23 protein-coding genes and 2 pseudogenes are annotated in these 23,313 nt (G+C 70.1%); 15 read left to right on the top strand and 10 right to left on the bottom strand.

The window, feature by feature from the left end; genetic code table 11:
* Positions 1–232: 232 nt before the first annotated feature.
* The 7 genes from H1A17_RS18240 (at position 233) to H1A17_RS18210 (ending at position 8,537) form a co-directional block, all read left to right on the top strand.
* The gene (locus H1A17_RS18240) at positions 233–1,666 is read left to right on the top strand and encodes an extracellular solute-binding protein (protein WP_145920608.1); all 1,434 of its coding nucleotides are present in this window, start codon (positions 233–235) and stop codon (positions 1,664–1,666) included.
* On the top strand, positions 1,663–2,607 hold the full coding sequence (locus tag H1A17_RS18235; protein ID WP_145920609.1) for a carbohydrate ABC transporter permease: 945 nt from the start codon (positions 1,663–1,665) through the stop codon (positions 2,605–2,607). Before H1A17_RS18240 ends, H1A17_RS18235 begins: the two co-directional genes overlap by 4 nt.
* Positions 2,607–3,524: a carbohydrate ABC transporter permease gene (locus H1A17_RS18230; protein ID WP_145920610.1), complete on the top strand. Its 918-nt coding sequence runs from the start codon at positions 2,607–2,609 to the stop codon at positions 3,522–3,524. The genes H1A17_RS18235 and H1A17_RS18230 overlap by 1 nt, the downstream gene beginning before the upstream one ends.
* Positions 3,524–4,591, top strand: a complete 1,068-nt coding sequence (locus H1A17_RS18225; protein ID WP_145920611.1) for an ABC transporter ATP-binding protein — start codon at positions 3,524–3,526, stop codon at positions 4,589–4,591. Before H1A17_RS18230 ends, H1A17_RS18225 begins: the two co-directional genes overlap by 1 nt.
* The gene (locus H1A17_RS18220; RefSeq protein ID WP_145920612.1) at positions 4,591–5,667 is read left to right on the top strand and encodes an ABC transporter ATP-binding protein; all 1,077 of its coding nucleotides are present in this window, start codon (positions 4,591–4,593) and stop codon (positions 5,665–5,667) included. Before H1A17_RS18225 ends, H1A17_RS18220 begins: the two co-directional genes overlap by 1 nt.
* Before the next feature lie 98 nt (positions 5,668–5,765).
* Positions 5,766–7,226 carry an NAD-dependent succinate-semialdehyde dehydrogenase gene (locus tag H1A17_RS18215; protein ID WP_145920613.1) on the top strand — a complete coding sequence of 487 codons (1,461 nt, stop codon included), beginning with the start codon at positions 5,766–5,768 and terminating at the stop codon, positions 7,224–7,226.
* Between the two features lie 102 nt (positions 7,227–7,328).
* Positions 7,329–8,537 (top strand): iron-containing alcohol dehydrogenase, encoded by a 1,209-nt coding sequence (locus H1A17_RS18210; RefSeq protein WP_145920614.1) that lies wholly within the window; start codon positions 7,329–7,331, stop codon positions 8,535–8,537.
* A gap of 61 nt (positions 8,538–8,598) precedes the next feature.
* Here H1A17_RS18210 and H1A17_RS18205 read toward each other — a convergent pair whose 3' ends face one another.
* The gene (locus tag H1A17_RS18205) at positions 8,599–9,375 is read right to left on the bottom strand and encodes a maleylpyruvate isomerase family mycothiol-dependent enzyme (protein ID WP_194822433.1); all 777 of its coding nucleotides are present in this window, start codon (positions 9,373–9,375) and stop codon (positions 8,599–8,601) included.
* A gap of 375 nt (positions 9,376–9,750) precedes the next feature.
* On the opposite strand from H1A17_RS18205, the gene H1A17_RS18200 reads away from it, so the two are divergent.
* The gene (locus tag H1A17_RS18200) at positions 9,751–10,392 is read left to right on the top strand and encodes a DUF1062 domain-containing protein (RefSeq protein WP_194822432.1); all 642 of its coding nucleotides are present in this window, start codon (positions 9,751–9,753) and stop codon (positions 10,390–10,392) included.
* Between the two features lie 182 nt (positions 10,393–10,574).
* Here the strand turns inward: H1A17_RS18200 and H1A17_RS18195 are convergent, their stop codons facing one another.
* Complete coding sequence (locus H1A17_RS18195) at positions 10,575–11,105, bottom strand: hypothetical protein (RefSeq protein WP_145920617.1); 531 nt, start codon at positions 11,103–11,105, stop codon at positions 10,575–10,577.
* Entirely contained in the window at positions 11,095–11,826 is a 732-nt protein-coding gene (locus tag H1A17_RS18190) for an NUDIX domain-containing protein (RefSeq protein WP_145920618.1), read from the bottom strand. Before H1A17_RS18190 ends, H1A17_RS18195 begins: the two co-directional genes overlap by 11 nt.
* Positions 11,827–12,043: 217 nt before the next feature.
* Here H1A17_RS18190 and H1A17_RS18185 point away from each other — a divergent pair, with 217 nt between their 5' ends.
* The 3 genes from H1A17_RS18185 to H1A17_RS18180 are packed head-to-tail and all read left to right on the top strand — an operon-like array spanning position 12,044 to position 16,111.
* Complete coding sequence (locus tag H1A17_RS18185; RefSeq protein ID WP_228543762.1) at positions 12,044–12,922, top strand: 5'-methylthioadenosine/S-adenosylhomocysteine nucleosidase; 879 nt, start codon at positions 12,044–12,046, stop codon at positions 12,920–12,922.
* A complete protein-coding gene (locus tag H1A17_RS34515) occupies positions 12,915–15,113 on the top strand; it encodes a hypothetical protein (RefSeq protein ID WP_228543761.1) in 2,199 nt (732 codons plus the stop codon). The genes H1A17_RS18185 and H1A17_RS34515 overlap by 8 nt, the downstream gene beginning before the upstream one ends.
* Positions 15,110–16,111: a hypothetical protein gene (locus H1A17_RS18180; RefSeq protein ID WP_194822431.1), complete on the top strand. Its 1,002-nt coding sequence runs from the start codon at positions 15,110–15,112 to the stop codon at positions 16,109–16,111. The genes H1A17_RS34515 and H1A17_RS18180 overlap by 4 nt, the downstream gene beginning before the upstream one ends.
* 135 nt (positions 16,112–16,246) lie before the next feature.
* Here H1A17_RS18180 and H1A17_RS18175 read toward each other — a convergent pair whose 3' ends face one another.
* Genes H1A17_RS18175 through H1A17_RS18165 form a run of 3 tightly spaced genes read right to left on the bottom strand, consistent with a single transcriptional unit; the run spans position 16,247 to position 18,142 of the window.
* Positions 16,247–16,912, bottom strand: coding sequence for an O-methyltransferase (locus H1A17_RS18175; protein WP_194822430.1), 666 nt, complete (start codon positions 16,910–16,912; stop codon positions 16,247–16,249).
* 49 nt (positions 16,913–16,961) lie between these two features.
* On the bottom strand, positions 16,962–17,507 hold the full coding sequence (locus H1A17_RS18170; RefSeq protein WP_309236795.1) for a LuxR family transcriptional regulator: 546 nt from the start codon (positions 17,505–17,507) through the stop codon (positions 16,962–16,964).
* Between the two features lie 47 nt (positions 17,508–17,554).
* On the bottom strand, positions 17,555–18,142 hold the full coding sequence (locus H1A17_RS18165; RefSeq protein ID WP_228543764.1) for a methyltransferase domain-containing protein: 588 nt from the start codon (positions 18,140–18,142) through the stop codon (positions 17,555–17,557).
* Between the two features lie 202 nt (positions 18,143–18,344).
* Here H1A17_RS18165 and H1A17_RS18160 point away from each other — a divergent pair, with 202 nt between their 5' ends.
* A complete protein-coding gene (locus tag H1A17_RS18160; RefSeq protein WP_228543760.1) occupies positions 18,345–18,617 on the top strand; it encodes a hypothetical protein in 273 nt (90 codons plus the stop codon).
* Positions 18,618–18,652: 35 nt separating this feature from the next.
* On the opposite strand, the gene H1A17_RS18155 is transcribed toward H1A17_RS18160, so the two are convergent.
* Complete coding sequence (locus H1A17_RS18155; protein WP_145920623.1) at positions 18,653–19,042, bottom strand: helix-turn-helix domain-containing protein; 390 nt, start codon at positions 19,040–19,042, stop codon at positions 18,653–18,655.
* A 63-nt stretch (positions 19,043–19,105) separates the two neighbouring features.
* On the opposite strand from H1A17_RS18155, the gene H1A17_RS18150 reads away from it, so the two are divergent.
* Positions 19,106–19,858 (top strand): SDR family NAD(P)-dependent oxidoreductase, encoded by a 753-nt coding sequence (locus H1A17_RS18150; protein WP_194822427.1) that lies wholly within the window; start codon positions 19,106–19,108, stop codon positions 19,856–19,858.
* 86 nt (positions 19,859–19,944) lie between these two features.
* Positions 19,945–20,070: pseudogene (locus H1A17_RS18145) on the top strand (SAM-dependent methyltransferase); the annotation flags it as partial.
* A gap of 196 nt (positions 20,071–20,266) precedes the next feature.
* Here H1A17_RS18145 and H1A17_RS18140 read toward each other — a convergent pair.
* The 3 genes from H1A17_RS18140 to H1A17_RS18130 are packed head-to-tail and all read right to left on the bottom strand — an operon-like array spanning position 20,267 to position 21,685.
* Complete coding sequence (locus tag H1A17_RS18140; RefSeq protein WP_145920625.1) at positions 20,267–20,830, bottom strand: dihydrofolate reductase family protein; 564 nt, start codon at positions 20,828–20,830, stop codon at positions 20,267–20,269.
* A 4-nt stretch (positions 20,831–20,834) separates the two neighbouring features.
* Complete coding sequence (locus H1A17_RS18135) at positions 20,835–21,314, bottom strand: SRPBCC domain-containing protein (RefSeq protein WP_145920626.1); 480 nt, start codon at positions 21,312–21,314, stop codon at positions 20,835–20,837.
* Entirely contained in the window at positions 21,311–21,685 is a 375-nt protein-coding gene (locus tag H1A17_RS18130) for a helix-turn-helix transcriptional regulator (RefSeq protein WP_145920627.1), read from the bottom strand. The genes H1A17_RS18135 and H1A17_RS18130 overlap by 4 nt, the downstream gene beginning before the upstream one ends.
* Before the next feature lie 83 nt (positions 21,686–21,768).
* Here H1A17_RS18130 and H1A17_RS35840 point away from each other — a divergent pair.
* A pseudogene (locus H1A17_RS35840) lies at positions 21,769–21,963 on the top strand (substrate-binding domain-containing protein); the annotation flags it as partial.
* Positions 21,964–23,313: the final 1,350 nt, after the last annotated feature.

The following is a 23,313-nucleotide window of genomic DNA, read 5'->3' as shown; positions in this document are numbered from 1 at the left end:
GCTCCCATGAGCATGCTCGACGCCCTGCCCGGTTCGTCACCGGGTCACCGACGGGCCGACGTACCCCCGGCGGCCTGACGACGAACCGGCACGTCGCGGCGCGTCCGTGACGCCGGCCCACGGGTCGGCCCCGCGGCGGCCCGGCACCACGCCTGAACGACGAAGCACCTGCTCGGCGAGGCACCTAGCGAGGCTCTCGACGTCCCCACCACCCCAGAAAGCAGGTACCACGATGCGGCATCCGAAGCGAATTGGTCGAACATCGGTCTCCCGGCGCAAGGTTCAGCTGGCGACGGCGGCCCTGCTGCTGGTGGCCACGACCCTGGTGGCGTGCGGCGACGGCCAGGACGACGGCACGAAGGCGAGCGCCCCGAAGGCGCCTGCGACGGTCCCCGAGCTCAGCAAGGACCCGCTGACCCTCAGCTTCATCTGGTTCGACTGGCCCCCGGCCCACGCCCTGGAGGACTTCGCGAACGCGGAGTACAAGAAGGAACGGCCGAACGCGACCATCAAGGTCAACACCGTGCCGAACGCGAACTGGCACGACGCGATGTTCACCCAGTTCGCCGCGCGCAAGACCGACTTCGACATCGCGATCCTGGACTCGCAGCACATCGGTGAGGCCGTGACGAACGGCAACATCCTCGACCTCACCGACTTCGTCAAGAAGAACATCGAGGTCGACGCCTACAACCCGTACCTGCTGGCGGCGTACGGCCAGTTCCCGCAGGCCGAGACCGGCAAGCGCGACGAGAACGCCAGCCTGTACGGGCTGCCGCTGCTCGGCGACACCTGGACGATGATCTACCGCAAGGACCTGATCGGCGACAAACCCCCGCAGACCTGGGACGAGATGATCTCGGTCGCCGCGAAGTGCCAGGCGGAAAACCCGGGCGTCAGCGGGCTGGCGTTCCACCAGGCCAACGGCTCCGACGCGGCAGCCGTCACCTACAACACGGTCAACGGCGTCTACGGCGGCAACCTCTGGGACGCCAAGAGCCGCAAGATCGATGGCGTCCTCAACGACACCGCCGGCCACGAGGCGATGGACGTCCTGGTCAACAAGATGAAGCCGCTGACCGCCAAGGGCTCCGGCAACTGGTTCATCGACGAGGTGAACGCGGCGGTCGCCCAGGGCAAGGCGTGCATCGCGTTCAACTGGATCGCCGCCAGCGGCGGCCTGCTCGATCCGAAGCAGTCGACGCTGGGCACCACCCGGGAGCAGATCCTCGACAAGCTGGGGTTCGCCACCCTGCCGACCCAGAAGACGAACCTGGTCCCGCTCGGCGGGATGGGGATGCACGTGTCGGCCTACTCCCCCTCGGCGAACCAGGCGGAGGCCCTGAACTTCATGCGGTGGTTCGAGCGGGCCGACGTGCAGAAGAAGTGGGCCGCGGCCGGTGGCGTGCCGTCGCGTACCGACGCCCTGCAGTCACCCGAGTTCCTCAACGCCGGGCCGTTCAACCAGGTCTACGCCGACTCGGTGCCCCGGATGCGGGACATGTGGAACGTGCCCGAGTACGCGCGTCTGGTCGACATCGAGAACACGAACGTCAACGCGGCGCTCAACGGCGCGAAGAGCCCGAAGGCCGCGCTCGACGACATCGCCCGCGAGCAGCAGGGCGTACTCGACTCCAGCAACCGCAAGGGCGGCGGCGGGCTGTGAGCGAGCTGACGACCGACCGTCCCGGGCAGGTGGCGTCCGCGACGCCACCTGCACCGGGCCGGTCCCGCCCCCGGCTGGGCGACCGCGGCCTCGCCGTGGTCTTCATCTCCCCCGCGCTGCTGCTGTTGCTCGGCATGTCGGTGTTCCCGCTGCTGTGGGCGTTGTACCTGTCGTTCACCGACTACTCGGCCACCCGAGGGGGACCCGCCCGGTTCGTCGGGTTCGGCAACTACACCGCGATCCTGACGTCGGCGCAGGTCCACCAGCGGGCCCTGACCACGTTGATCTACGTGGTCGGCGCGGTCACCCTGCAGACCGTGCTCGGCTTCTCCATCGCCTACCTGATCTCCCGGCGCACCCACGGGCGGGGGCTGCTGACCACCCTGTTCCTGGTGCCGATGATGCTGTCGCCGGTCGTGGTGGGGCTGTTCTGGCGGTTCATGCTCGACGCGCAGTTCGGCGTGATCAACAGCATGCTCGGGTCGCTCGGCCTGGGGCAGGTGGAGTGGCTCACCCGGCAGCGGACCGCACTGGTGTCCCTGATCGTCGTCGACACCTGGCAGTGGACGCCGTTCATCATGCTCATCGCCCTCGCCGGCCTCACCGCGGTCCCGAAGTACCTGTACGAGGCCGCCTCGATCGACCGGGCGTCCGAGTGGTTCCGGTTCCGCACCATCACCCTTCCGCTGGTGTGGCCGCTGCTGCTCATCGCCGTGCTGTTCCGGGCCATCGAGGCGTTCCGGCTGTTCGACCTCGTCTACATCCTCACCAGCGGAGGTCCGGGGGTCTCCACCGAGACGTTGTCGTTCCACGTCTACAAGGTGGCGTTCCTGGGCTTCAACACCGGCACCGCCTCGGCGTACGGGATCCTCATGGTCCTCGTCGTCATCGTCCTCACGCAGCTCTACCTGCGCTACCTGAACAAACTCAAGGAGGGCTGATGGCCGTCTCCGTCGACGAGGCCGTGTCCGCAGGCCCGACCCCGGACCACCCGTCCCCCGCACGCCGCGTGCGCCGCCGGGGCCGCGGCCGGTCGGTGCTGGAGGTCGTGCTGCTGACCGCGCTGGCCGTCGTGATGCTCTTCCCGGTGCTGTGGATGATCGAGACGTCCATCAAGGAGAACCGGGACGTCTACGCCGTGCCGGCCGAGTTCTTCGGCTTCACGGTCACCCTCGACCACTTCCGGGACGTCTTCGTCGGCGCCGACGGCGGCCGCTCGGCCCTGTCCGTGGCGTTCCTCAACTCCGTGGTCGTCGCCGGCGTGTCCACGGTGCTGGCCACCGTGCTGGGGGTGCCGGCGGCCTGGGCGTACTCCCGCTTCACCCTGAAGGCCAAGAAGGACCAGCTGTTCTTCGTCCTGTCCACCCGCTTCATGCCGCCCGTGGTGGTCGTGGTGCCGATCTTCCTCATGTACCGCCAGGCCGGACTCATCGACACCAAGCTCGGCCTGATCCTCATCTACGCCGCGTTCAACGTCCCGTTCACGATCTGGATGATGAAGGGGTTCGTCGACGAGGTGCCCGCCGAGTACGAGGACGCCGCCATGCTCGACGGCTACAGCCGCCTCCAGGCGTTCTGGAAGTTCACCCTGCCCCTGCTCGTGCCCGGCATCGCCGCGACGGCGGTGTTCGCGCTCATCTTCTCGTGGAACGAGTTCGTGTTCGCCATCTTCCTCACCTCCAGCGACGACGTGCGCACCGCCCCACCGGCCATCGCCGGCCTGATCGGCGGCACCACCGTCGACTGGGGGCTGGTGGCCGCCGCCTCGGTGGTGTTCGCCCTGCCGGTGCTCGTCTTCGCCTACCTGGTACGCCGGCACCTCGTCGCCGGTGTGACCCTCGGGGCGGTGCGACGCTGATGGCGGGCATCGAGGTGAGCGCCCTGCACAAGCGCTACCCGGACGGCACGGTCGCGGTCGAGCACGTGGACCTGTCCATCGGCGACGGCGAACTGTTCGTGATGCTCGGCCCGTCGGGGTGCGGCAAGACGACCACGCTGCGGGCCATCGCCGGCCTGGAGCGGCAGACCAGCGGCGACATCCGCATCGGCGACACGCTGGTCAACGACCTGCCGCCGGCCGAACGCGACATCGCCATGGTGTTCCAGTTCTACGCGCTGTACCCGCACCTGCGCACCCGCGACAACCTGGCGTTCCCGCTGCGGGCCGAGGGACTGCCCAGGCACGAGGTGCGGGAGCGGGTCGAGGAGGCGGCCCGGCTGATGCGGCTCGGTCCGCTGCTGGACCGGCGGCCACGTCAGCTCTCCGGCGGGGAGCAGCAGCGGGTCGCGCTCGCCCGCGCCCTGGTGCGACGGCCGCGCGCCTTCCTGATGGACGAGCCCCTCACCAACCTGGACGCGGAGTTGCGGGCGGACATGCGCACCGAGATCAAGCACCTGCAGGGGGAACTGGGGGCGACGATGGTCTACGTCACCCACGACCAGGTCGAGGCGATGTCGCTCGGTCACCGCATCGCCATCCTCAACAAGGGGCGCGTCGAGCAGATCGGCACCCCGCTTGAGGTGTACGACCGTCCGGCGAGTCTGTTCTGCGCGGCGTTCATCGGCTCCCCGCCGATGAACCTCATCGAGGTGGAGGTGGCCGACGGGGCGCTGCGCGGTCAGGGCGGGCTGGTCCTCACGCCACCGCCGGGCCTGCCCCGCGACCGCCCCCTGGTGGCGGGCGTACGACCGGAGGCGCTGGAGGTCACCGCGCCGGGCGCGGAACGGTCGGTGCCGGCCCGCGTGGTCTCGGCGGAGTGGCTGGGCGACGAGATCATCTACGTGGTCGACCACAGCGGCGGACGCGACGTGCGGGTCCGGATGCCACCGACCGTACGGTTCGCCGCCGACGCGAAGGTCGGGCTGCGGCACACCGGCGGGACCCCGGCGGTCTACGACGTGCGCACGGAAGAACTGGTGGCCTGATGGGAACCGTTGCGGTCAAGGGGCTGTGCAAGTCCTTCGGTAAGGTCCGGGCGCTGGACGGGGTGACGCTGGACGTGCCGGACGGCGCATTCTTCGTCGTGCTCGGGCCCTCCGGGGCGGGCAAGACGACGACCCTGCGGGCGATCGCCGGCCTGGACAAGCTCGACGCCGGGTCGGTACACCTGGACGGCCGGGACGCGACCGCCGACGCCCCGGCCGTCCGGGACCTCGCCATGGTGTTCCAGAACTACGCCCTCTACCCCCGGCACACGGCGTACGAGAACATCGCCTCGCCGCTGCGGGCGCGTGGCCGCCCGTCGGGCGAGATCGCCGCCGCCGTCGAGCGGATGTCGGCTCTGCTGCACATCGAACGGCTGCTGCACCGCCGTCCCGCGCAGTTGTCGGGCGGTGAGATGCAGCGGGTCGCCCTGGCCCGGGCGCTGGTCCGCAGCCCCCGCGCGTTTCTCATGGACGAGCCGTTGACGAACCTCGACCTCAAGCTCCGCGTCGAGATGCGCACCGAACTGACCCGCATCCACCGCAGCCTCGGCGCGACCTTCGTCTACGTGACCAACGACCAGGTCGAGGCGTTGTCCATGGCCGATCAGGTGGCGGTGCTCAGGGAGGGGACGGTGCAACAGGTCGGCACCCCGACCGAGGTGTACGAGCGGCCGGCCAACCAGTGGGTCGCCGGGTTCGTCGGGAGCCCACCGATCAGCCTGCTCGCCTGCCACGCCGAGGGGGACCGCCTGGTCGGCGCGGCGGGCTGGACGCTGCCCCGGCCCCGCTGGGCCACGGCCGCCGACGGTCAGGCGCTGCTGCTGGGCCTGCGCGCGGAGGACCTGTCCGTGGAGCAGCGTGGGGACGCGTCGCTGCCCGGGGAGCTCTACGGGCTCGAACCCCTCGGTGACCGGACGGTGGTCGACGTGCGGGTGGGCACGGACATCCTGAAGGTCAAGGCGCGACCCACCGTCACCGGCACACCGGGCGAGCGGCTGCGGGTGACGGTCGACCTGGACCGCGCGCACCTGTTCGACGCGGACACCGGGCTGTCGCTGTCGGCGGCCGGGCGGTAGCCGGGGCGGCGACGGCAGCGGCCTGCACCGCTACCCGCAGGTGACCTGTCGGTCGCGGCACGCCGGACATCACCACGAAGATCACAGGAGGCGACGCAATGAGTGACCCGATGGACGTCCTGGCCCCCGAGCACCGGCGGCTGCGGATCGGCGACTCCTGGCGGGATGCCGCGAGCGGCGCCACCTTCGCCGTCGAGGACCCCGCCACCGGTACGACCGTCGCCGAAGTGGCGGACGCCGGCGTCGTCGACGGGCTGGCCGCCCTGGAAGCGGCGAGCAGGGCGATGGCGCAGTGGGCGGCGACCCCGCCACGGAAACGGTCGGAGCTGTTGACCGCGACGTACCGGGCGCTGACCGGACGGACCGAGGAGGTCGCCCGGCTGATCACGCTCGAAATGGGCAAGCCGCTCGCCGAGGCGCGGGCGGAGGTGGCCTACGGTGCCGAGTTCTTCCGGTGGTTCGCCGAGGAGGCGGTACGCGTCGAGGGGCGCTACAGCACCGCTCCCGCAGGCGGATACCGCATCCTCACCGTGCCGAAGCCGGTCGGACCGTGCGTGTTCGTGACGCCCTGGAACTTCCCGTTGGCCATGGGCGCCCGCAAGATCGCCCCCGCGTTGGCGGCGGGCTGCACGACGGTCACCAAACCGGCCGCCCAGACGCCGCTGACCATGCTGCTGCTGGCCCGCATCATGGAGGAGGTCGGTGTCCCCGCGGGTGTGGTCAACGTGGTGACCACCAAACGTGCCGGTGAGGTGGTCTCGGCGCTGCTGGCCGACACCCGGACCCGCAAGGTGTCGTTCACCGGGTCGACCGAGGTCGGGCGGGTGCTGCTGCGCCAGGCGGCGGACAACGTGCTGCGTACCTCGATGGAGCTGGGCGGCAACGCGGCCCTGATCGTGTGTGCCGACGCCGACCTGGACGTCGCGCTGCACGGTGCGATGGTGGCCAAGATGCGCAACATCGGGGAGTCCTGCATCGCGGCCAACCGGATCTACGTCGAGGAGCCGGTGCGGGAGGAGTTCACGAAGCGGTTCGCCGAGCGGATGGGCGCGCTGGTCGTGGGCAACGGCCTCGACGACGGCGTGGACGTCGGGGCGTTGATCGACGAACCCTCGGTCGCCAAGCTCGACGACCTCGTCGCCGACGCGGTCGGTCGGGGGGCCCGGGTCCTGGTGGGTGGCGTGCGCCCGGACGGGCCGGGTCACTTCTACCCGCCGACGGTCCTGGTCGACGTACCCGACGACGCACGGATGCTGCGGGAGGAGATCTTCGGCCCGGTGGCGCCGGTCATCTCGTTCACCTCCGACGACGAGGTGATCGCGAAGGCCAACGACACCGAGCACGGCCTGGTCGGCTACGTCTTCACCCGTGACCTGCAACGGGCGCTGCGGTTCACCGAAGGGCTCGAAACCGGGATGATCGGCGTCAACCGTGGCCTGATCTCGGACCCGTCGGCCCCGTTCGGGGGCGTGAAGCAGTCCGGCATCGGCAAGGAGGGGTCGCACGAGGGCATCGGCGAATACCTCGACGTCACCTACGCGGCGATCGACCTGCCGTGACCGTCCTGCCGCCCCCGACGCCCGCCGGGGAGCACCGCGCCGCACGGGTGGTCGGGACGTCCGACCAGCACATCGCCGCCGACGTTCCGGAGAGGCACCGCCATGCTTGAGACCGTCCGTGGACCTCGCCAGCTGATCGTCGGCGAAGGGGTCGCGCAGAACATCCCCCGGGTGGTGGCCGAGAACGGCTCACGGGTCCTCGTCGTGACCGACCGGACCCTGCTGGGGCAGCCGGGCGTGGCCGGGATCGTGGCCGCCGTGCGGGAGAAGGTCGAGGTGGTCGAGGTGTTCTCCGACGCGACCGCCGACGTGCCCCTCGCCGACGTCGACCGGGCCGTCTCGGCCGCCGCCGCGGTGGACGCCGACGTGATCCTCGCCGTCGGGGGTGGCACGGTGATCGACCTCGCCAAGATCGTCGGCGTCATCCGGTGCCACGGGGGGACGCCGCGCGACTTCTACGGCGAGTCGCGGGTGCCGGGGCCGACGATTCCGCTCGTCGCGGTCCCGACGACGTCGGGCACCGGCTCCGAACTGACCCCCGTCTCGGTGCTGACCGATCCGGACCGTGCGCTGAAGGTGGGGGTGTCCAGCGTCCACATCGTGCCGGACTTCGCGATCGTCGACCCCGAACTGACCTACACCTGCCCGGCGACCGTCACCGCCCACTCCGGCATCGACGCGTTCTGTCACGCGGTGGAGAGTTACACCGCGCGACCCCGGCCCCACGGGCCGCGCGACCCGGTGGAGCAGGTGTTCCTCGGCCGTAACCCGGTCACCGACCACTACGCGCTCCTGGCCGCGGAGCGGATCGCCCGGAGCCTGCGTCGGGCCGTCCGGGACGGCGGCGACACCGACGCGCGCGCGGACATGTCCTACGGGTCGGTGCTCGCCGGGCTCGCCTTCTCCCATGCGGGCAACGCGGCCCCGCACGCTCTGCAGTACCCCATCGGCGCGGCCACGCACACGCCGCACGGCCTGGGCGTCGGGCTGCTGCTGCCGTACGCGTTGGACGCGGCCCGGGACGCCATCGGTGACCGGTTGGCGACCCTCGCCGGGGTGTGCGGGCTCGACGTGACCGACGCCTCGCCGGCCGAGGCCACCGAGGTGTTCCTCACCTGGCTCCACGGGCTCCTCGCCGACATCGGTATCCCGCGCACCCTCGCGGACATCGGGGTGGCCCGCGCCGACCTTCCCCGCTTCGCGGAGATGGCCTCCGGCGTCACCCGCCTGATCCAGAACCATCCTGGGCCGACCGACACCGCCAGCCTGACCGCGATCCTCGAAGCGGCCTGGACCGGGGACCGGACCTGACGGGCCCGGCCGTCGTGCGCCGGGTTCGGGGTCGACGCACGGCGGCCGGGCCCGTCGGGTCCTACTCCTCCGGTTCCCAGGCGATCAACTGGTCGAAGACGCGCCGGTCGCCGTCGATCCGCAGCGCGTCCATGGTCAGCCGGCCGTAGCAGAACATGACCAGCTCGTGGGCGGTGCCCCAGGCGGCGACGTAGGCAACCGCCGGGTCCTCGACGGCGGCCGGCGTGGGGAGGCGGGCGGTCCGGGCACCGTCGGCGGAGAACCAGATCCGCCAGGAGCGGCCCTCGGCGGCGTGGTAGTCGACGATCGCGGGGGCGTGCGGCCACGCGACCGTCGTCGCGACGCAGGTGGTCAGGAACTCGTCGACACCGTCGAGGGCCACCGCGTCCGGCAGTGGCTGCGGGCCACCCACCGCGACCTGGGCGTCGTAGGTGTGCACGGCGACCTGCTGGAGCTGGTGCCGGGCGACGGCACCCGTCGTCTGTGGTGCCTGCGACGAGCCCCACCACGTCCAGCAACCCCGCTCCGGGCCGGCCTCCCGCAGCGCGTCGAGCAGCTCCCCCGTCGACGCGGTGAACCACGCCAGCAGGTCCTCGCGGTCACGGGGCACCACCGGGGTCGGCGTCGCCGGCGGAGCGTCGGCGGGTCCCGCGGCCACGATGGCGGCCCACCTGCGGCGTCCCTCGCCCAGGTGCCGCACGAGGTCGAGCAGTGTCCACTCGGGACAGGTCGGCACCCGCACGTCGAGGCTCGGCGCTGCGGCGACCGCCGCCCGGAAGGCGTCCGATCGTTCGTCCATCAGCCGTAACAGGTCAGCGAACTCCAGGGTTTCTTCCACTGCGGCTTTGTACTACCCCCGTCCGACGGGCGACAGCGGATTTCCCCGCCCCGGCACCGGGCGGGCGTGGCGCGAAAACCCGTTGCCCGGCGGCCGACGGGGTGACCATGCTGACACGCATGGGTCAGTGACCGGTGGCGCACGTGCGCGACGACGACGGGTTCGAGTCATCTCCCCGTCCCGTACCGCCATGCCACCCGAAGCCCGCACCGGCGACCGGTGCGGGCTTCCTTCACGCGACGTGACCTGCGACGTCGCCTCAGCCGGCAGGCTCCCCGCCGCGACGCCGGCTACCCGTCACCGGACCCGGGACGGCCCCGGCACGCCGTCGCGCTGCCGGGCGTCTCCCGCCGAGACCCTGGAATCGCCGAAGCCATGAACAGTTCCCGCCATGTCCGCGTGCCGGTTGACGGCCGTGAGGCCGACATCGACCGTAAAGCGCTGTGGGTTGTCAGCGAGCGCGCCCTGCCCACCATCGTCAGACCCTGTGTGTCGTGCCGGTCCACGCGGCACCGTCCCACCGGCAAGATCCGGGTCAACGCGAACCACAAGCTGTTGGACGTGTGGCTGCTGATCTGCTGTGTGCTGTGCGGCCGCACCTCGAAGATCCCCGTCCACGAGCGCGTCGCCGTGCGGCCGCTGGACAACGAGCGGCTCCTGATGTTCGAGAACAACGATCCGGCCGTGGTGCGCCAGTTGGCCATGGACGCGACGCTCGCCCGCCGGGCCGCCTACCGGCTCGACTGGACCGGCACCTGGCGGCTGGACACCGACCTGCCGTTCTACGACCTCCAGCGCACGGATGCCGCGCCGCTCGAGGTCATCGTCAGGTTCGAGGTGCCGGTGCCCGTACGGGTCGGGAAGCTGCTCACCGCCGGGTTCGGTCTGAGCCGGTCCGCCCTGCGGGGCATGGTCGACTCCGGGCGCATCCGGCTGCCCCTGCCCGTCACCGCCAGGGCGCGCGAGGATTTCCGCTTCCTGGTCGTCGCTCCACCGCTGCCGGCCGAGCGGGCCTGAGTTGCCGCCCGGGTGCCATCGGGCAGCCTGACTACAGGGCACTCGTCGGTGTAGTCGGGTGAGCCGGCCACCCGGGACAGCACGGTCTCGGCCCCGAAGGTGTCGGCTTCGGGGCCGAGTTCCGACCGGGCGCGCCGAGCTCGTCTCCGACCGGTCCCATCCCCCGACCGGTTCGGTACGGTTCAGGCCAGGTCGACGTGCAGAAGGCGCTGCCAGCCCAGAACGGCGCTCGCGATGAGCAACAGCAGTGACACGGTGATCAGTGACCAGTGCCAGGGCCCGTTGACCCAGTAGTAGACGAGCCCGCCGAGCGCTGGGATGTTGAAGGTGAGCAGGTCGGTCGAGGCCTGGAGGATCTTGCGCAGTCGTCGACGTTGGTCGCGCCGATGCGTCCCCTCCCAGTCGAACACGGGCGCGGCCCGGGGGTGCAGGTCTTCCACGCGTGGGGCGAGCGCCGTGCGGACGTAGCGACCGATCGCGGAGATCTTCTCGTCGTTGGCAAGGTGCGTCCAGCCCAGGACCGTTGCCGCTCCCGAGAGGATGAGCAACAACGCCCCCTGGCCACCCAGGGTGGTCACCCCCACCACGATGGCAGCGTATGCAGCCAGGGTGACGTAGATGAGGTTGTCGCGCAGGCCGATGCGGGCGCGCTGTTCTTCCTTGAGCTGCCCATACTCGGCCAGGAGCAGCTCGCGCAGCGGATCAATGGACATTGTGGGCCCCCTCGTGACGGGCGCGCAGGATGGGGATCTGCACCAGCCAGGTGTCGCCGGGGCGGTAGAGCGCGGCGGGCCGCCCACCGTTGCGGGTGGTCTGTTCTCCGGTCGGCCGGACGAAGTCCGGCACGGCGAGAACCTTCCGGTGGAAGTTGCGGGCGTCCAGGGACCGCCCCCAGACGATTTCGTAGACCCGGCGGAGTTCGGACATGGTGAACTCGGGACCGCAGAAGGACGTGGCGACGGTGGTGTACTCAAGCTTGCTGCGGGCGCGTTCCACGGCGTCGGTGAGGATCTGGGCGTGGTCGAAGGCGAGCTGGCTCGGCTCCGCGAGGATCTCCTCCACCGGGTACCAGTCGGCGTGGCGCGCGTCGCCGCCCGCAGCAGGCGCTCCCGGCGTCGGTGTCAATGCCAGATAGCAGACAGTGACGACCCGCTGTCGGGGGTCCCGGTCCGGTGTGCCGTACGTGGCGAGCTGCTCAAGATGCACTCGGCCGGGGTCGAGCCCGGTTTCCTCCGCCAGCTCCCGCACCGCGGCGCGGGTCAGATCCTCCTGCACGGTCGACAGAAAACCGCCTGGAAGGGCCAGGGAGCCGAGGTCCGGCTCGATGCCGCGCTCGACCAACAGGACAACGAACCGGTCCGCCAGGACGGTGAAGACCGCCAGGTCGACGGCGATCGCGATCAATGGGGCGGTCCACTGCTTGTCGTTCGGCACAACGCCCTCCTCTTTTAGTCAGCTTGACTATATCATCGACGAACAATTACGCTCGGCAGGGAAGTCCTCACCGAGGCGGCAGCTCGGCTGAGCATCTCCATGGGTCGCCCCCTCGGCCCGCACCTCGCAAATCACCCGCAACCGCAGAACCGGACCCGGTTGCATCCATTGACAGTCCAAAAAGGACGAACAGCGAGAGACGTACGAGGAGTGTCTGATGATCGTCGTACTGGTGGCGCTCGAAGTGGAGCGCAGCGAGATCAGGAAACGCCTACGGGACATACGTGTCGAGCGGCACCCCGCCGGCACCCACTTCGACGTGGGCACCCTCGCCGGGATCGGCGACGGGCCAGGCCGCCAGGTCGCGCTGGCGCTCGTCGGACGCGGTAACCCCGCCGCCGGGGTCATCGCCGAGCGCGCCATCAGCCACTACCGGCCGAGCGCGATGCTCTTCGTCGGGGTGGCCGGCGGACTGCGCGACTGGCTCGCCCTCGGCGACGTCGTGGTCGCCACGAAGGTGTACGCCTACCAGGGCGGGCGCAGCGAGGACAGCGGATTCCGGGCGTACCCGCAGGCCTGGCCGATCGCGTACGAACTGGAGCAGGTCGCCCGCCACCTCGCCCTCGACGGAGGCTGGGCGAGCGGCCTGCACCCGGCACCGAAGGTCCACTTCGAACCTATCGCCGCAGGCGAGGTGGTGCTGAACGGGCGCACCACGCCGGAGGCGCAGCGCCTGCACGAGCACTACGCCGACGCCGTGGCGGTGGAGATGGAGAGCGCCGGCGCAGCGCACGCCGGACACGTCAACCACGCGGTGCCGACGGCCACCATCCGTGGCATCAGTGACCAGGCCGGCGGCCACAAGGACCAGACCGACGCCGAGGGATGGCAGCCCAGGGCCGCGGCACACGCGGCGGCGTTCGCGCTGGCGTTGGCCGCCCGGCTCGACCACGGCGACGCCGGCACGCCGACCGCCCCGGACGACAGCCGCTACACGGTGCACACGTCGGGGGCGCAGTCCCCGGTGATCGGCACCGGCGGCACCATCCACGGCGGCGTGCGCCTCGACTACCGGGGGGAGCAGGGAGATGGCTGAGGTTCCCCGTCAGCACGTACACACCTCCGGGGCCAACTCGCCGATATTCGCGACCGGCGGCACCATCCACGGTGGCGTGCACACGTACTACGTCGGGCCGAACGACCCACCCGAGAAGAAGTACGAGGTGGCGGTCCGCCTGCTCGATGGCGGCATGTCCCGAGCCGCGGAGCAGTTGCTGGCCGAGGTGCTCGCCACCTCGTACGGTCACCGGCCGGGGGTGTGCTACCACTACCTCGTCGCCACGCTCAGCGACCGGACCCTGAGCGCTCTCGACGATCGGCACCTGCAGGCGTTGGGCAACGCCCGACGGCTGGTCGCCAAGGGCGGCGCCCCGGGCCAGGAGAGCGCCGAGGACTTTCTCGACCGCAAGCGGCTGGGCAGCCTGGTGGCCCTCATCGACTTCGCGATGGGCATCAGCGACCGTGCGACGGACGTCGGCGTCAGGGCAACCTCGGGGACCAACCTCGAGGAGATGGCAGCGGCGTACGGGAACCTTCCCGAGGAGCACCAACGGCACCTCGACGGCCTGCTCGCCGGCCCCTTCAAGGACGAGGTGTTCCGTCGGAACGCCGACCGGGTCCGGGAACAACGCTCCGGCGACATCCTCGACCGTCGGCAGCGCGTCTGGAAGTTCTTCGAACCCGACCCCGCTGAGCCCAGGGAACTCGGCGGGGCGCAGGTGCCGCCGTCACGGAGCCTGACCCTGACCCGTTGGGCCGGGCTGGCGCTGGGGGTGGTCGGGACGGTCGGCGTCGCGGTGCAACTCGGCCTGGTCGGCGCGTTCACCACGCTGGCGATCACGCTCGTCCTCACCGGGATCGGTGTGCCCCTCGCCGGCTACGCGCGGTGGCAGCGGCAGCACCGCCGCACCCTGCTCGCGTTCTACGCTGATCGATTCCACGGTGGCCACGGCCTGGGTATGACCGTCGATCCGGAGGCGATGGACGCTGCGACCCGCACGGTCGAGGCGGTCTTCGCGAGTCTCGCACCGGGACAGCAGACGAGCTGGGAACCGATGACCCTCGGGCTGCGCCAGTCCCTCGCCCGCGAATTCGCGCTGCTCTACGACGAGTCGGAGCTGCGCAACGGGCACCTGCTGTGGCTCGCCCGCTGGCATGCCCGGCAGACCCGCGACGTTTGGAGCACCCGCCGGCTACTCACCTACGAGGACACGTACCGCGAGCGGCCACTGCTGAGGCGGGCCGAACAGTTCGCGGTTGCCCTGCTGGCGGTCGCGGCGCTGCTGGTGCTCGCCCGGTTGCTGCCCGACGGCAGCACGGAGTCGGGGCTTCCGCTGCTCGTCGCCGCAGGCGGCATCGCCCTGCTCTGGTACTCCCAGCCGAGGTTGTGGACGCGACAGTCGACCTACCGGATCGTGTCCCGGGAGCGGGCCGAGCGGTATGAGGCCGAGCAGGCCGAGTGGCAGCGGTGGAGTGCGGTCCTGAGTGACCGTCCCACCGACCAGGAGATGGCGACGTGGCTGGCCCAGGATGTCTTCGTGTTCAAGGCGGACATGCTCCGTGAACGGGGAATCCCCGCCTCGGAGGTGGCGTACGCCCTTGAGCTGACCACCGGCGCGGCGGGGGCGAGCAGTGCCCGGGTCATCTACGGGCCGATCCGCTACTCGCGCTACGTGCTGACGCTGTTCCTGCTGACCGCGACGGGTATCCGCTACTTCTGCTCCGAACTGGACTTCACCAACGGCGAGCTGCACGGATCGAGCCGTCGCTCGATTCCCTACGGCGGGCTGCGTGAGGTTGAGGTCACCGAGCAGAGCATCCGCCGCCCGGCGTCCCCGATCGCGCAACCGCAGATCACCTCCGGAGGTGTCTCCGTGTTCACCGGTCCCTCCATGGAAGTGCACATCCAACAGCGGCACTTCGTCGTCCGCACCGACACTCTCGGCACCATCAGTCTCGAACTGGGCGACTTCGTGCAGATGCGGGACGGTAGGGAACCGGAGGGGCTGGTCGCCCGGCTGGCCCTCGACAGCACCGGCGTCAACGACGCACTCGACGTCCTCGAAACGGTGGTGGTGGACGGCGCCGCCTGGCTGACCAAGGAGTTGAACCGCCGCCGCGGCGGCGGCCTGTGGGGCCGGGAGCCGGGGGGCATCGAAGCCGGCCAGGAGCGCATCACCGATGCGAACAGCCTCGGGCACGACACCGGCCCGGGGGGTACGCGGTGAGCCGCACGGCGATCGCGGCCGTGATCGCCGTCGTGCTGATCTGCCTGGGTGGCTGCTGCCTCGGCGGGGGCGTCGTCCTCGGCAGTTCCATGCCCTACGAGTGGCAACTGCCCGACGGTGACAATCCGGCCTCGGACAAGAAGCTCGGGATCATGGGGCACGTCGCCTACCAGCCTCCGTTGCTGCCGGTGCAGTTCGTGCTCAACTCGGACGGCAGCGTGGAGGTGCAGACCGACGACGTGTCCATCGTGACTCCGCTGGGGGTGTTCGGGGTCGGTGCCGACGGTGGTGTCCGCGACGCCGGTTCGTCGGTGCGCATCCTGCGGGCGGAGCCCGCCGACGTCACCCAGTTGCTGGTGTGCCCGATCGCGGCCCGCGAGAAGCCCGACGCCACGTGCGAGACCTTCCGGATCAACAGCGGCCGCAAGCTGCGGATCACCATGGACGGCCGCTTCGTGCAGGAGGTGGAGCGCAACCGCATCGTCATCTTCGTCGCGGCCGGTGCGAAGATCGACGTCGCGGACGCGGGTGCGACGTCGAAGAACACCGAGGTGTACGGCCCGGCCCGCATCGACGTCGAGAAGGTGACCTTCACCGTGAACGGTGAACACACCTACCTGGACCTGGAGCGCAGCCAGTCCGGCACGACCGCGGACGTCGCCTTCGACCACGTCACCCGCAGACTGGAACTGGTGAACGGGGCACAGGTCTCCCGGGTGCTCCGGCCGCAGATCTTCGACTCGGTGACCACCGACGATCTTCCGAGCGAGGCGGACTGCCTTGCTCAGCGGGAGTGGAGTGACGAGTTTCCGCCGCTCACCGTCGCGCAGCGGATGGTGCGCCTGGGTCGGGGGGTGGACAACCCGGTGGCGGCACCGCTCGCGGCCTGCGTCAAGACCGCCGAGGCTGATCTCGGCTACGTCGTCATCTGGCCGGGCAGCGAGTGGTTCACCGGAAAGCCGAAGTTGACCTTCTACAGTCTCGTCTGGGTGCGGTGACCCGTGGTCGCCGCGTCTCACCGCCAACACCCTGACGCCCGCGTCACTCATTCTGCGTCGCCGGGTTTTCGGGTCCTGTCGGCGTTTCGAACTGGTTTTCGCCGGCACCTTTCCGGGTCGATGCGGATGGTCGGGTCAGCGCTTCACCGCCAGCGTGAGGCCGTCGGCGAAGGACAGCATCGCCAGGTCGACCCGGTCGTCGGCGAGGAGCGAGACGTTCAGCTTCCGGATGGTGGCGGTGTCCCGGTCCTGGTGTTCCTCGTCGAGCACCCGGCCGAAGAACACCGTGTTGTCGAGGACGACCAGCCCGCCCCGGCGGACGAGTCGCAGCGCGGCCTCGTAGTAGTCCGGATAGCCCGCCTTGTCGGCGTCGATGAACACCAGGTCCACCGCGCCCGGTCCGAGTTCGCGCTCCAGGTCGGCCAGGACCTCCCGCGCTGCACCGATGCGTACGTCGATGCGGTCGGCCATCCCGGCACGTTCCCAGTACGGTGCGGCGATCATCGGCCACCGCTCGGAGATGTCCACCGTGATCAGCCGGCCACCGGGTGGGAGGGCCCGGGCCATGCACAGGGTGCTGTAGCCGGTGAAGGTCCCGACTTCGACCACCGGAAGCGACGTCGCGGTCAGTCTGACGAGCAGGGCCAGCAGCTGGCCCTCTTCCGGCATGATCTGCATCGCCCGGCCCATCGGCAGGGCGGCGGTCTCCCGACGAAGGTCGGCGAGGATCTCGTCGTCGCGCAGCGAGACCTGCCGGACGTAGTCGAGCAGGGCCTCGGTGAACTCAGTCTGCTGTGCCATCCGCATCCCATCCGGCTCGTATCTCCAGGGCGTCACGCAGCCCGGTCCGTTAGGTGGCCCCGAGCTTGGGGTAGACCTTGTAAGGGTGTCCGCTGACGGTGCGGTCCGACAGGCGCAGCCGGACGGCGATCTGCTTGTTCGTCAGGCCCTGGGCGGCGAGCCTGGCGACGGACTTCTCCTGCGCGGTGGGCCCGGCCGGTCCTTCGGCGGGCCGGGCGGCACGTAGCTCGTTGCGGGCCCGTGCCGCCCACGGTCTGGCGCCGAGGTCGAGGTCCGTGCGCAGGCAGTAGAGGAGCTGATGCAGACCCGGGTAGGGCAGGTCGGCTTCGGCGGGTGCGCCGGTGACCCACACGACGCGGCGGCCGGCCCGGCGGGCCTGGTCGTCGGTGGCGCGCAGCAGGGCCGTCTTGCCGCTGCCGACCCCGCTGCCGACCAGCAGGGCGGGGAGGCGTGCGCGGCCGCGCAGCAGTGCGTCGAGCAGTTCTCTCTCGGCTGATCTGCCGGTCAGCTCGGGCCGGTCGTGGGGCGGTGCCCGGTGTCGCCCGTCGTCGGGTGCCGGGTCGGCGAGCAGGGCGAGCTGATGCCGGGAAAGCACCTGGTGACTCCCCACCGATCGATGGGATGGACCCTTTCCCCTCGCGGTCATCGGCGCTGGGCCACCGCCAGGACGTAACCAGCCGCGGCGACGCCGCTGCAGCGCCGGAACAGTTCGACCAGCTGGTCGAAGTACGCGGGTACGATCCTGGCGACGAAGTCGGCCCGGACCTCACGCATGCGGTCGGACAGCACCGCGAACGCCCGCATCACGTTGGCGCTGAGGTCGTCGAACTCCAGGGCCTCGAAACCCGCCCGGTCAAGTCTGTCGGGCAGGGCGGCGATGGCGCGGCACTGCGTCACGGCACAGATATTGTCGATTATCTCTTGTTCGGGGCCGCCTGCCGGGTGTCTGTCGATGATGGCGGCGATGACCAGTCGTGCGCCGGGGCGCAACACGGTGCCGATCTCCTGGAGCGCGCGGTCCTGGTCCGGCATGTGGATGAGGGATTCGATGGCGAAGGCCCCGTCGAACATACCGGGTGCAAACGGCATGTTCATGGCGTCAGCGTATCGGAAATGTACGCGGTGGGCGACGCCGAGTTGCCGCGCGCGGGCTCTGGCCGTGTCGATCTGCCCGTGGCTGACGGGGATTCCCGTCAGCACCGTCTCGTGCCGGGTGGTGGCGAGCCGCAGCGACGCGGTGCGGCATCATGTCGGTGAGCCGTCCGGAGGCCTCGGCGACGGAGGCCCGGTCCGCGTCGTCGGTCCAGCAGCCGAGGTGGATGTTGCCGTCGAGCAGAGTGGTGAACAGTTCGGTCATGAGGTCGTACATGTGACCGACGTCGGTCGATACCGGCGCTGACTTCGGTTGGCCGCTGTCGCGATTGGATGTGCGGTGACATCCGATCCGACAGCTGGGGGCAAGGTGGCCGAGCCTGTCCTCGTGCGCAGGTTGACCGACCAGGAAGGTCAGAAGCTGCAGCAGATCGTGCGCCGGGGCAGCACAAGCTCGGTGCGGTACCGGCGCGTGATGATGCTCCTCGCATCGGCCGGCGGCAACCGGGTTCCGGTGATCGCCCAGCTGGTGCAGGCCGACGGGGACACCGTCCGTGACGTGTCCACAGGGTCGTTCAGATCGGCCTGGCCTGCCTGGACCCTCTCGTCGTGATCCGTCCTCCCTCCGCGTCGCTTCACGAGGGATAACTAGCCGTCGTAGCGTTGCTGAGCCTCGAGCAGGGCGTCGGTGTGGGCGCCGAACCAGCTCAGCAACGCGCACAGCGGTTCGGCCAGGCTTTCCCCGAGCGCGGTGAGGGTGTAGGTCACCTGCGGCGGCGTGGTCGGCTCGACGTGCCGATCGACCAGGCCCGAGCGGGCGAGGGACTTCAGGTTCTGTGACAGCATCTTCTGGCTGATGCCGCCGATGCGCTGGTGCAGCGCCGAGAAGCGGTGTGGGCCGGTGATCAACGCCGCGATGATCAACGTACCCCAGCGGGTGGTCACCTGATCCGCGATCGCGCGCGAGGGGCACCGGCTGTCGAAGGTGTCACCGGCGAGCAGCCGGTACGCCGACTGCAGTTCAGAACTTACCGCCATGCAAGCAGCTTACGAAAAGGTGCCTACTTACTGCCAGTGAGCAACTTCCCTAGTCTGAGCGGCATGAACGAACTGCAGGACCGCACAGCCCTCGTGACCGGCGCTGCCAAGGGCATCGGAGCCCACCTCGCCTCCGCCCTCGCGACGGCGGGCGCGTCAGTCATCGTCAACTACCGCACCGACGCCGCCGGTGCCGAACGCGTCGTCAATGACATCGTCACCGCCGGCGGACGCGCAATCGCGGTCCAGGGCGATGTCGGCCGGCGTGAAGACGTCCGAGCGCTGTTCACCACCGCCCGAGAAGCATTCGGACCCATCGACGTCCTGGTCAACAACGCGGCCATCGCCACGTTCACCCCCCTGTCCGCTGTCACTGACGAGGACTTCCACCGGCAGGTCGACACCAACTTCCTCGGCCCGGTGCTGACGATGCAGGCTTTCGCCGCTCAGGAGGACCTCGGCCGCTCAGCGTCCATTGTCAACGTCTCCACGGCCGGCACATCCAGCCACCCGGCCTACAGCGCGGTGTACGTGGGTACCAAAAGCGCGCTGAACTCGATCACCCGGATCGTCGCCAAGGAGCTGGCCCCACGCGGCATCCGGGTGAACGCCGTGGCGCCGAGCGCCTCGGAGACCGACGGCACCCGGGCGGCGGGCTTCATCGGCTCACCTGCGGCCGAGGCCGCGATCGCCGAGATCCCGTTGGGTCGCTTGGGCACGCCGGAGGACTACGGCCCCGTCGTGACCTTCCTGGCCTCGGACGCCGCCCGCTGGATCACCGGGGAAGTGTTGTTCGCCAGCGGCGGTCAGCGATGACCGGCACCGGCAGCCCGAGGCGCGTCTGTTGATGCGTCCGCCACCTCACCCGGCGAACGTATGCGGCCAGAGCACCAGATGAGCGGCTGACGCCCGCGCCGGGTCGGCGCATCCTCGATCGGGGGTGCGGGGTGGGTGGTCCGGCGCTCGACCTGGCCCGCTCGTACGACGTGGAGGTCGTCGGCATCACGGTCAGCGACGGCCAGGTGGCGGAGGCCACGGCCCGGCGCAGCGTGGGTGACGGTGGCGGGTCCTGGCGTCCGCCGTGGCTCGGATGCCCGCACAGGTGGGTCCGCGCGGCCGGCGACCACCGCACACACGACTGCGGTGAGCCCTGCACCAGCCGGCGGCAGGTAAGACCGAGGGATCATTCGCGACCATACGATCCACGCTGCCCGACGACCTCGTTCACTGTCCGAGGGGGCGGTAGCGCAGGTGTACGACGCCGTTTCCGAATCGGCGCTCCTCAAGGAGCTCAAGCTCGGCGCGCATGCCGGTCGGTAGCCCTGGTTTACCCCCACCGACGACGATGGGCAGGATGAACAGCTCGCACTCGTCGAGCAGCCCGGCCTTGAATGCCTGTGCCGCGAGGTCGGCGCCTCCGACCATCAGGTCGCTGCTGGCTGTGGCCTTCAGTCCGCGGACGGCGGAGGGGTCGAAACGGCGTTCGACCCGGGTGTCGGCAGTGGGGACTTCGGTGAGGGTGGTGGAGTAGACGATTTTGCTCGCCCCCTGCCAGGCGCTGGCGAAGTCGGCCATGAGGTCCGACTTCGCCGCCAGCGCGGGGTCGGTCTCCCAGACGGCCATCGCCTCGTACAGGCGTCGCCCGTAGAGGAACGTGCCCACCGGCCGCAGGCGTTCGGTTTGGAACGCGAACACTTCGTCGTCGATGGGGAACCAGGCGAAGGTGCCGCGTTCGTCCTCCATGTAGCCGTCGAGCGAAACGTTGTTCATGTAGATCAGCTTTGCCATGCCCCTACCTCTCGGTGGTCAGCTGGGCATTCGCCAGGTTGGCGTCCAGCTTGGTGAAGGCTTGACGCCAGCCCTCCTCGCTCGGCCGCGCCAGATGTTCGGGGAGCCACTGGCGGATCTCCAGTCGCGTCCGACCGTCCGCGTCGTCGTGGAACTCGATGCGCAGTCTCGTCTCGAACGGCTCGATGCCCTGTTGCAGCCGCCCACTGACGCGCATGACACCGTCGATCAACTCGCCGTCGACGACGTCGGTGAGGTCGATGTGGACGTGCACGCGAAGGCCGGGGTCAGCGGCGTTGACCTCGGTCCACCGTTGAAATCCGCCGGGGCGCACGTCGAACGCGATCTCGTCGCGCGGCAGTGAGTTCCCGATCGGACCCCACCACGCCGCCAGGTGCTCGGGTTCGGTGAAAGCTCGGTAGACGAGCTTCCGCGGCGCGTCGAACAGACGCGAGATCGCCAGCTGCGGAGTCGCCGGTCTCATTCCCTCTCCTGATCGTCGTGCGTCGCCGGGTCCGTCGCCCGCTCAGCGGCCTGCATCGCGGCGAGATGGACGTCGAGGCGGGTGAGGGACGAGTCCCACAAACGCCGGTAGCGCTCGATCCAGTCGGCCGCCTCGCGCAGCGGGGCAGCCTCGAGGTGGCTCGCGCGCCACTTGCCCGACCGCGACCGCGAGATGAGCGCGGCGCGCTCAAGCACCTTCAGGTGCCGGGACACCGCCGGCATCGAGATCGACAGCGGAGCGGTGAGCTCGGTGACCGTGGCGTCGCGTGCGGCCAACGTGGCGATGATCGCCCGTCGGGTGGGATCGGCGAGCGCCGAGAACACCGCGCTGAGCTGATCGGTGGCTGCCATCGAAAGCCCTCTCACTTAACCAACGTGTTAAACGTATAGTGTCGCGATCGGCACTGTCAACGAAGGCGTGAACCGCCATGCGCGGCGTGGAGGGCGGCGAGGCGGCAGCCGGCCGATTGCTGGACCGCGGCGTCACCGCCGTGGTCTGCGCTTCCGGCCTGATGGCGCCGGGCGCCACCCGGGCTGCCCGCCAGCGTGGCCTGTCGGTCCCCGGCGACGTCCCGGTCGGCGGGGACGACGATTCGCCGCTGATGGCCTTCACCGATCCGCTGCTGACACCATGCGGCCCGGCGTCGGCCAACCCGCCGGGGGGTGCGGGGCAGTCCGCCGCCCGGACGACAACGGGTCCCGGCAGACCGACGTCGTGCCGCTCTGCGTCGCCGGCCGGTGCCCGCACTGACGGGTCGACCCGTCGGGGAGGTGTGGTGACCACCGCGCCTCCCCGACCTTCCGGCTCGTCTGCACAGGATCGGCGTCGCCGGGTCGGTCCAGGCACGTCGGCGGCTGCCCCCGCGCGGCGCGGGGGCAGCTGCCGGCTCAGCGCCAGAGGGCCGCGTTGCCGAAGTTGGCGGGTTCGGTCTCGCCACCGGCGCCGACCGCGTCGGTGGTGGTGATGGCATGAGGTGGCTCCTGTGTCGGTCGTGCGGTCTCTGCTCGGGCGTCGTGATGCGGGACACCGTGCGGTTGGCGGTTGTCCGGTGCGGGTGACGCCGTCGCGGCGTGGACGCGTCGGGTGCGGGGTGGGCGGCACGGAGCAGGATGAGGTCGACCGCGACCCCGACTCGGTCGGCGGGAAAAGCTAAACCTGGCGGTCGACGTCGCCGATCGTCAGCAGCCTGGGCGGTGGACACCGGCGGTGACCGGTCGACCGGTCAACGTGAGAGCGTTAACAGGTGCTGCCCGAATATCTTCACCTGCATCTTTGCCGACTCATCAGCCGCTGATCGCACGCGATGCCACCTACATCGACTTTCGTGCATGAAGGCAGCGTCCGTCAAGATGTGACACCAGTTTTCTCGAAACTTCTGAGCCCTCGGTCGCCGACCACTTCCACCGCAAAGCCCGCACCACAAGAGACGCTGCAATGCAACTTCACCTGCTAAAACGCGGCCCAACCCGCTCGGGGATCAGGCCGACGGGTGGAATAATGTTTGCGTTAACAGTTTCGGATCATTGAAGGGCTCCAGCGCGCTCCGGAGCTGCCCGACGACGGCAAAAGGCCCACCGGGGGCCTCCCGGCCTACCCCCGGAGCGCACGGGGCACCCCGACGGGCCGGATTCGCCCGCCCGACCCGCCGCCGGCCGCGCCACCCACATCACCCGCACCACCTGTCGATTTCGCCCGGCCGGCCCGCGGACACAGTGCCAACGCTTCGCCATTTTCCCTGGTGAGGGAGCCTTCGCAGGCTGCCTCGGGCGGCCGGGGCGGGGGTGGAGCACTGTCGACACAACCATTGACACGCTCTTATGTTAACGTTAACTTGCTCCTCAGTGCAGCAGCTGGGTCACGCCCTCTGCCGCCGATTCGGCTGGTCAGCGCCCCCGGCGTCCGGGCCGCCAGCCCCGACGGCACCGACCAGCGGACTCGCCAGGCTGCACGGTTGCTCCTGCCTGCCGGAGTTCGGGCC

This window comes from Micromonospora sp. S-DT3-3-22 (assembly GCF_015354745.1).
GTDB lineage: Bacteria > Actinomycetota > Actinomycetes > Mycobacteriales > Micromonosporaceae > Micromonospora > Micromonospora wenchangensis.
Note: the sequence above shows the minus strand (reverse complement) of the source record. Positions and strands in the feature narration are given on the sequence as shown.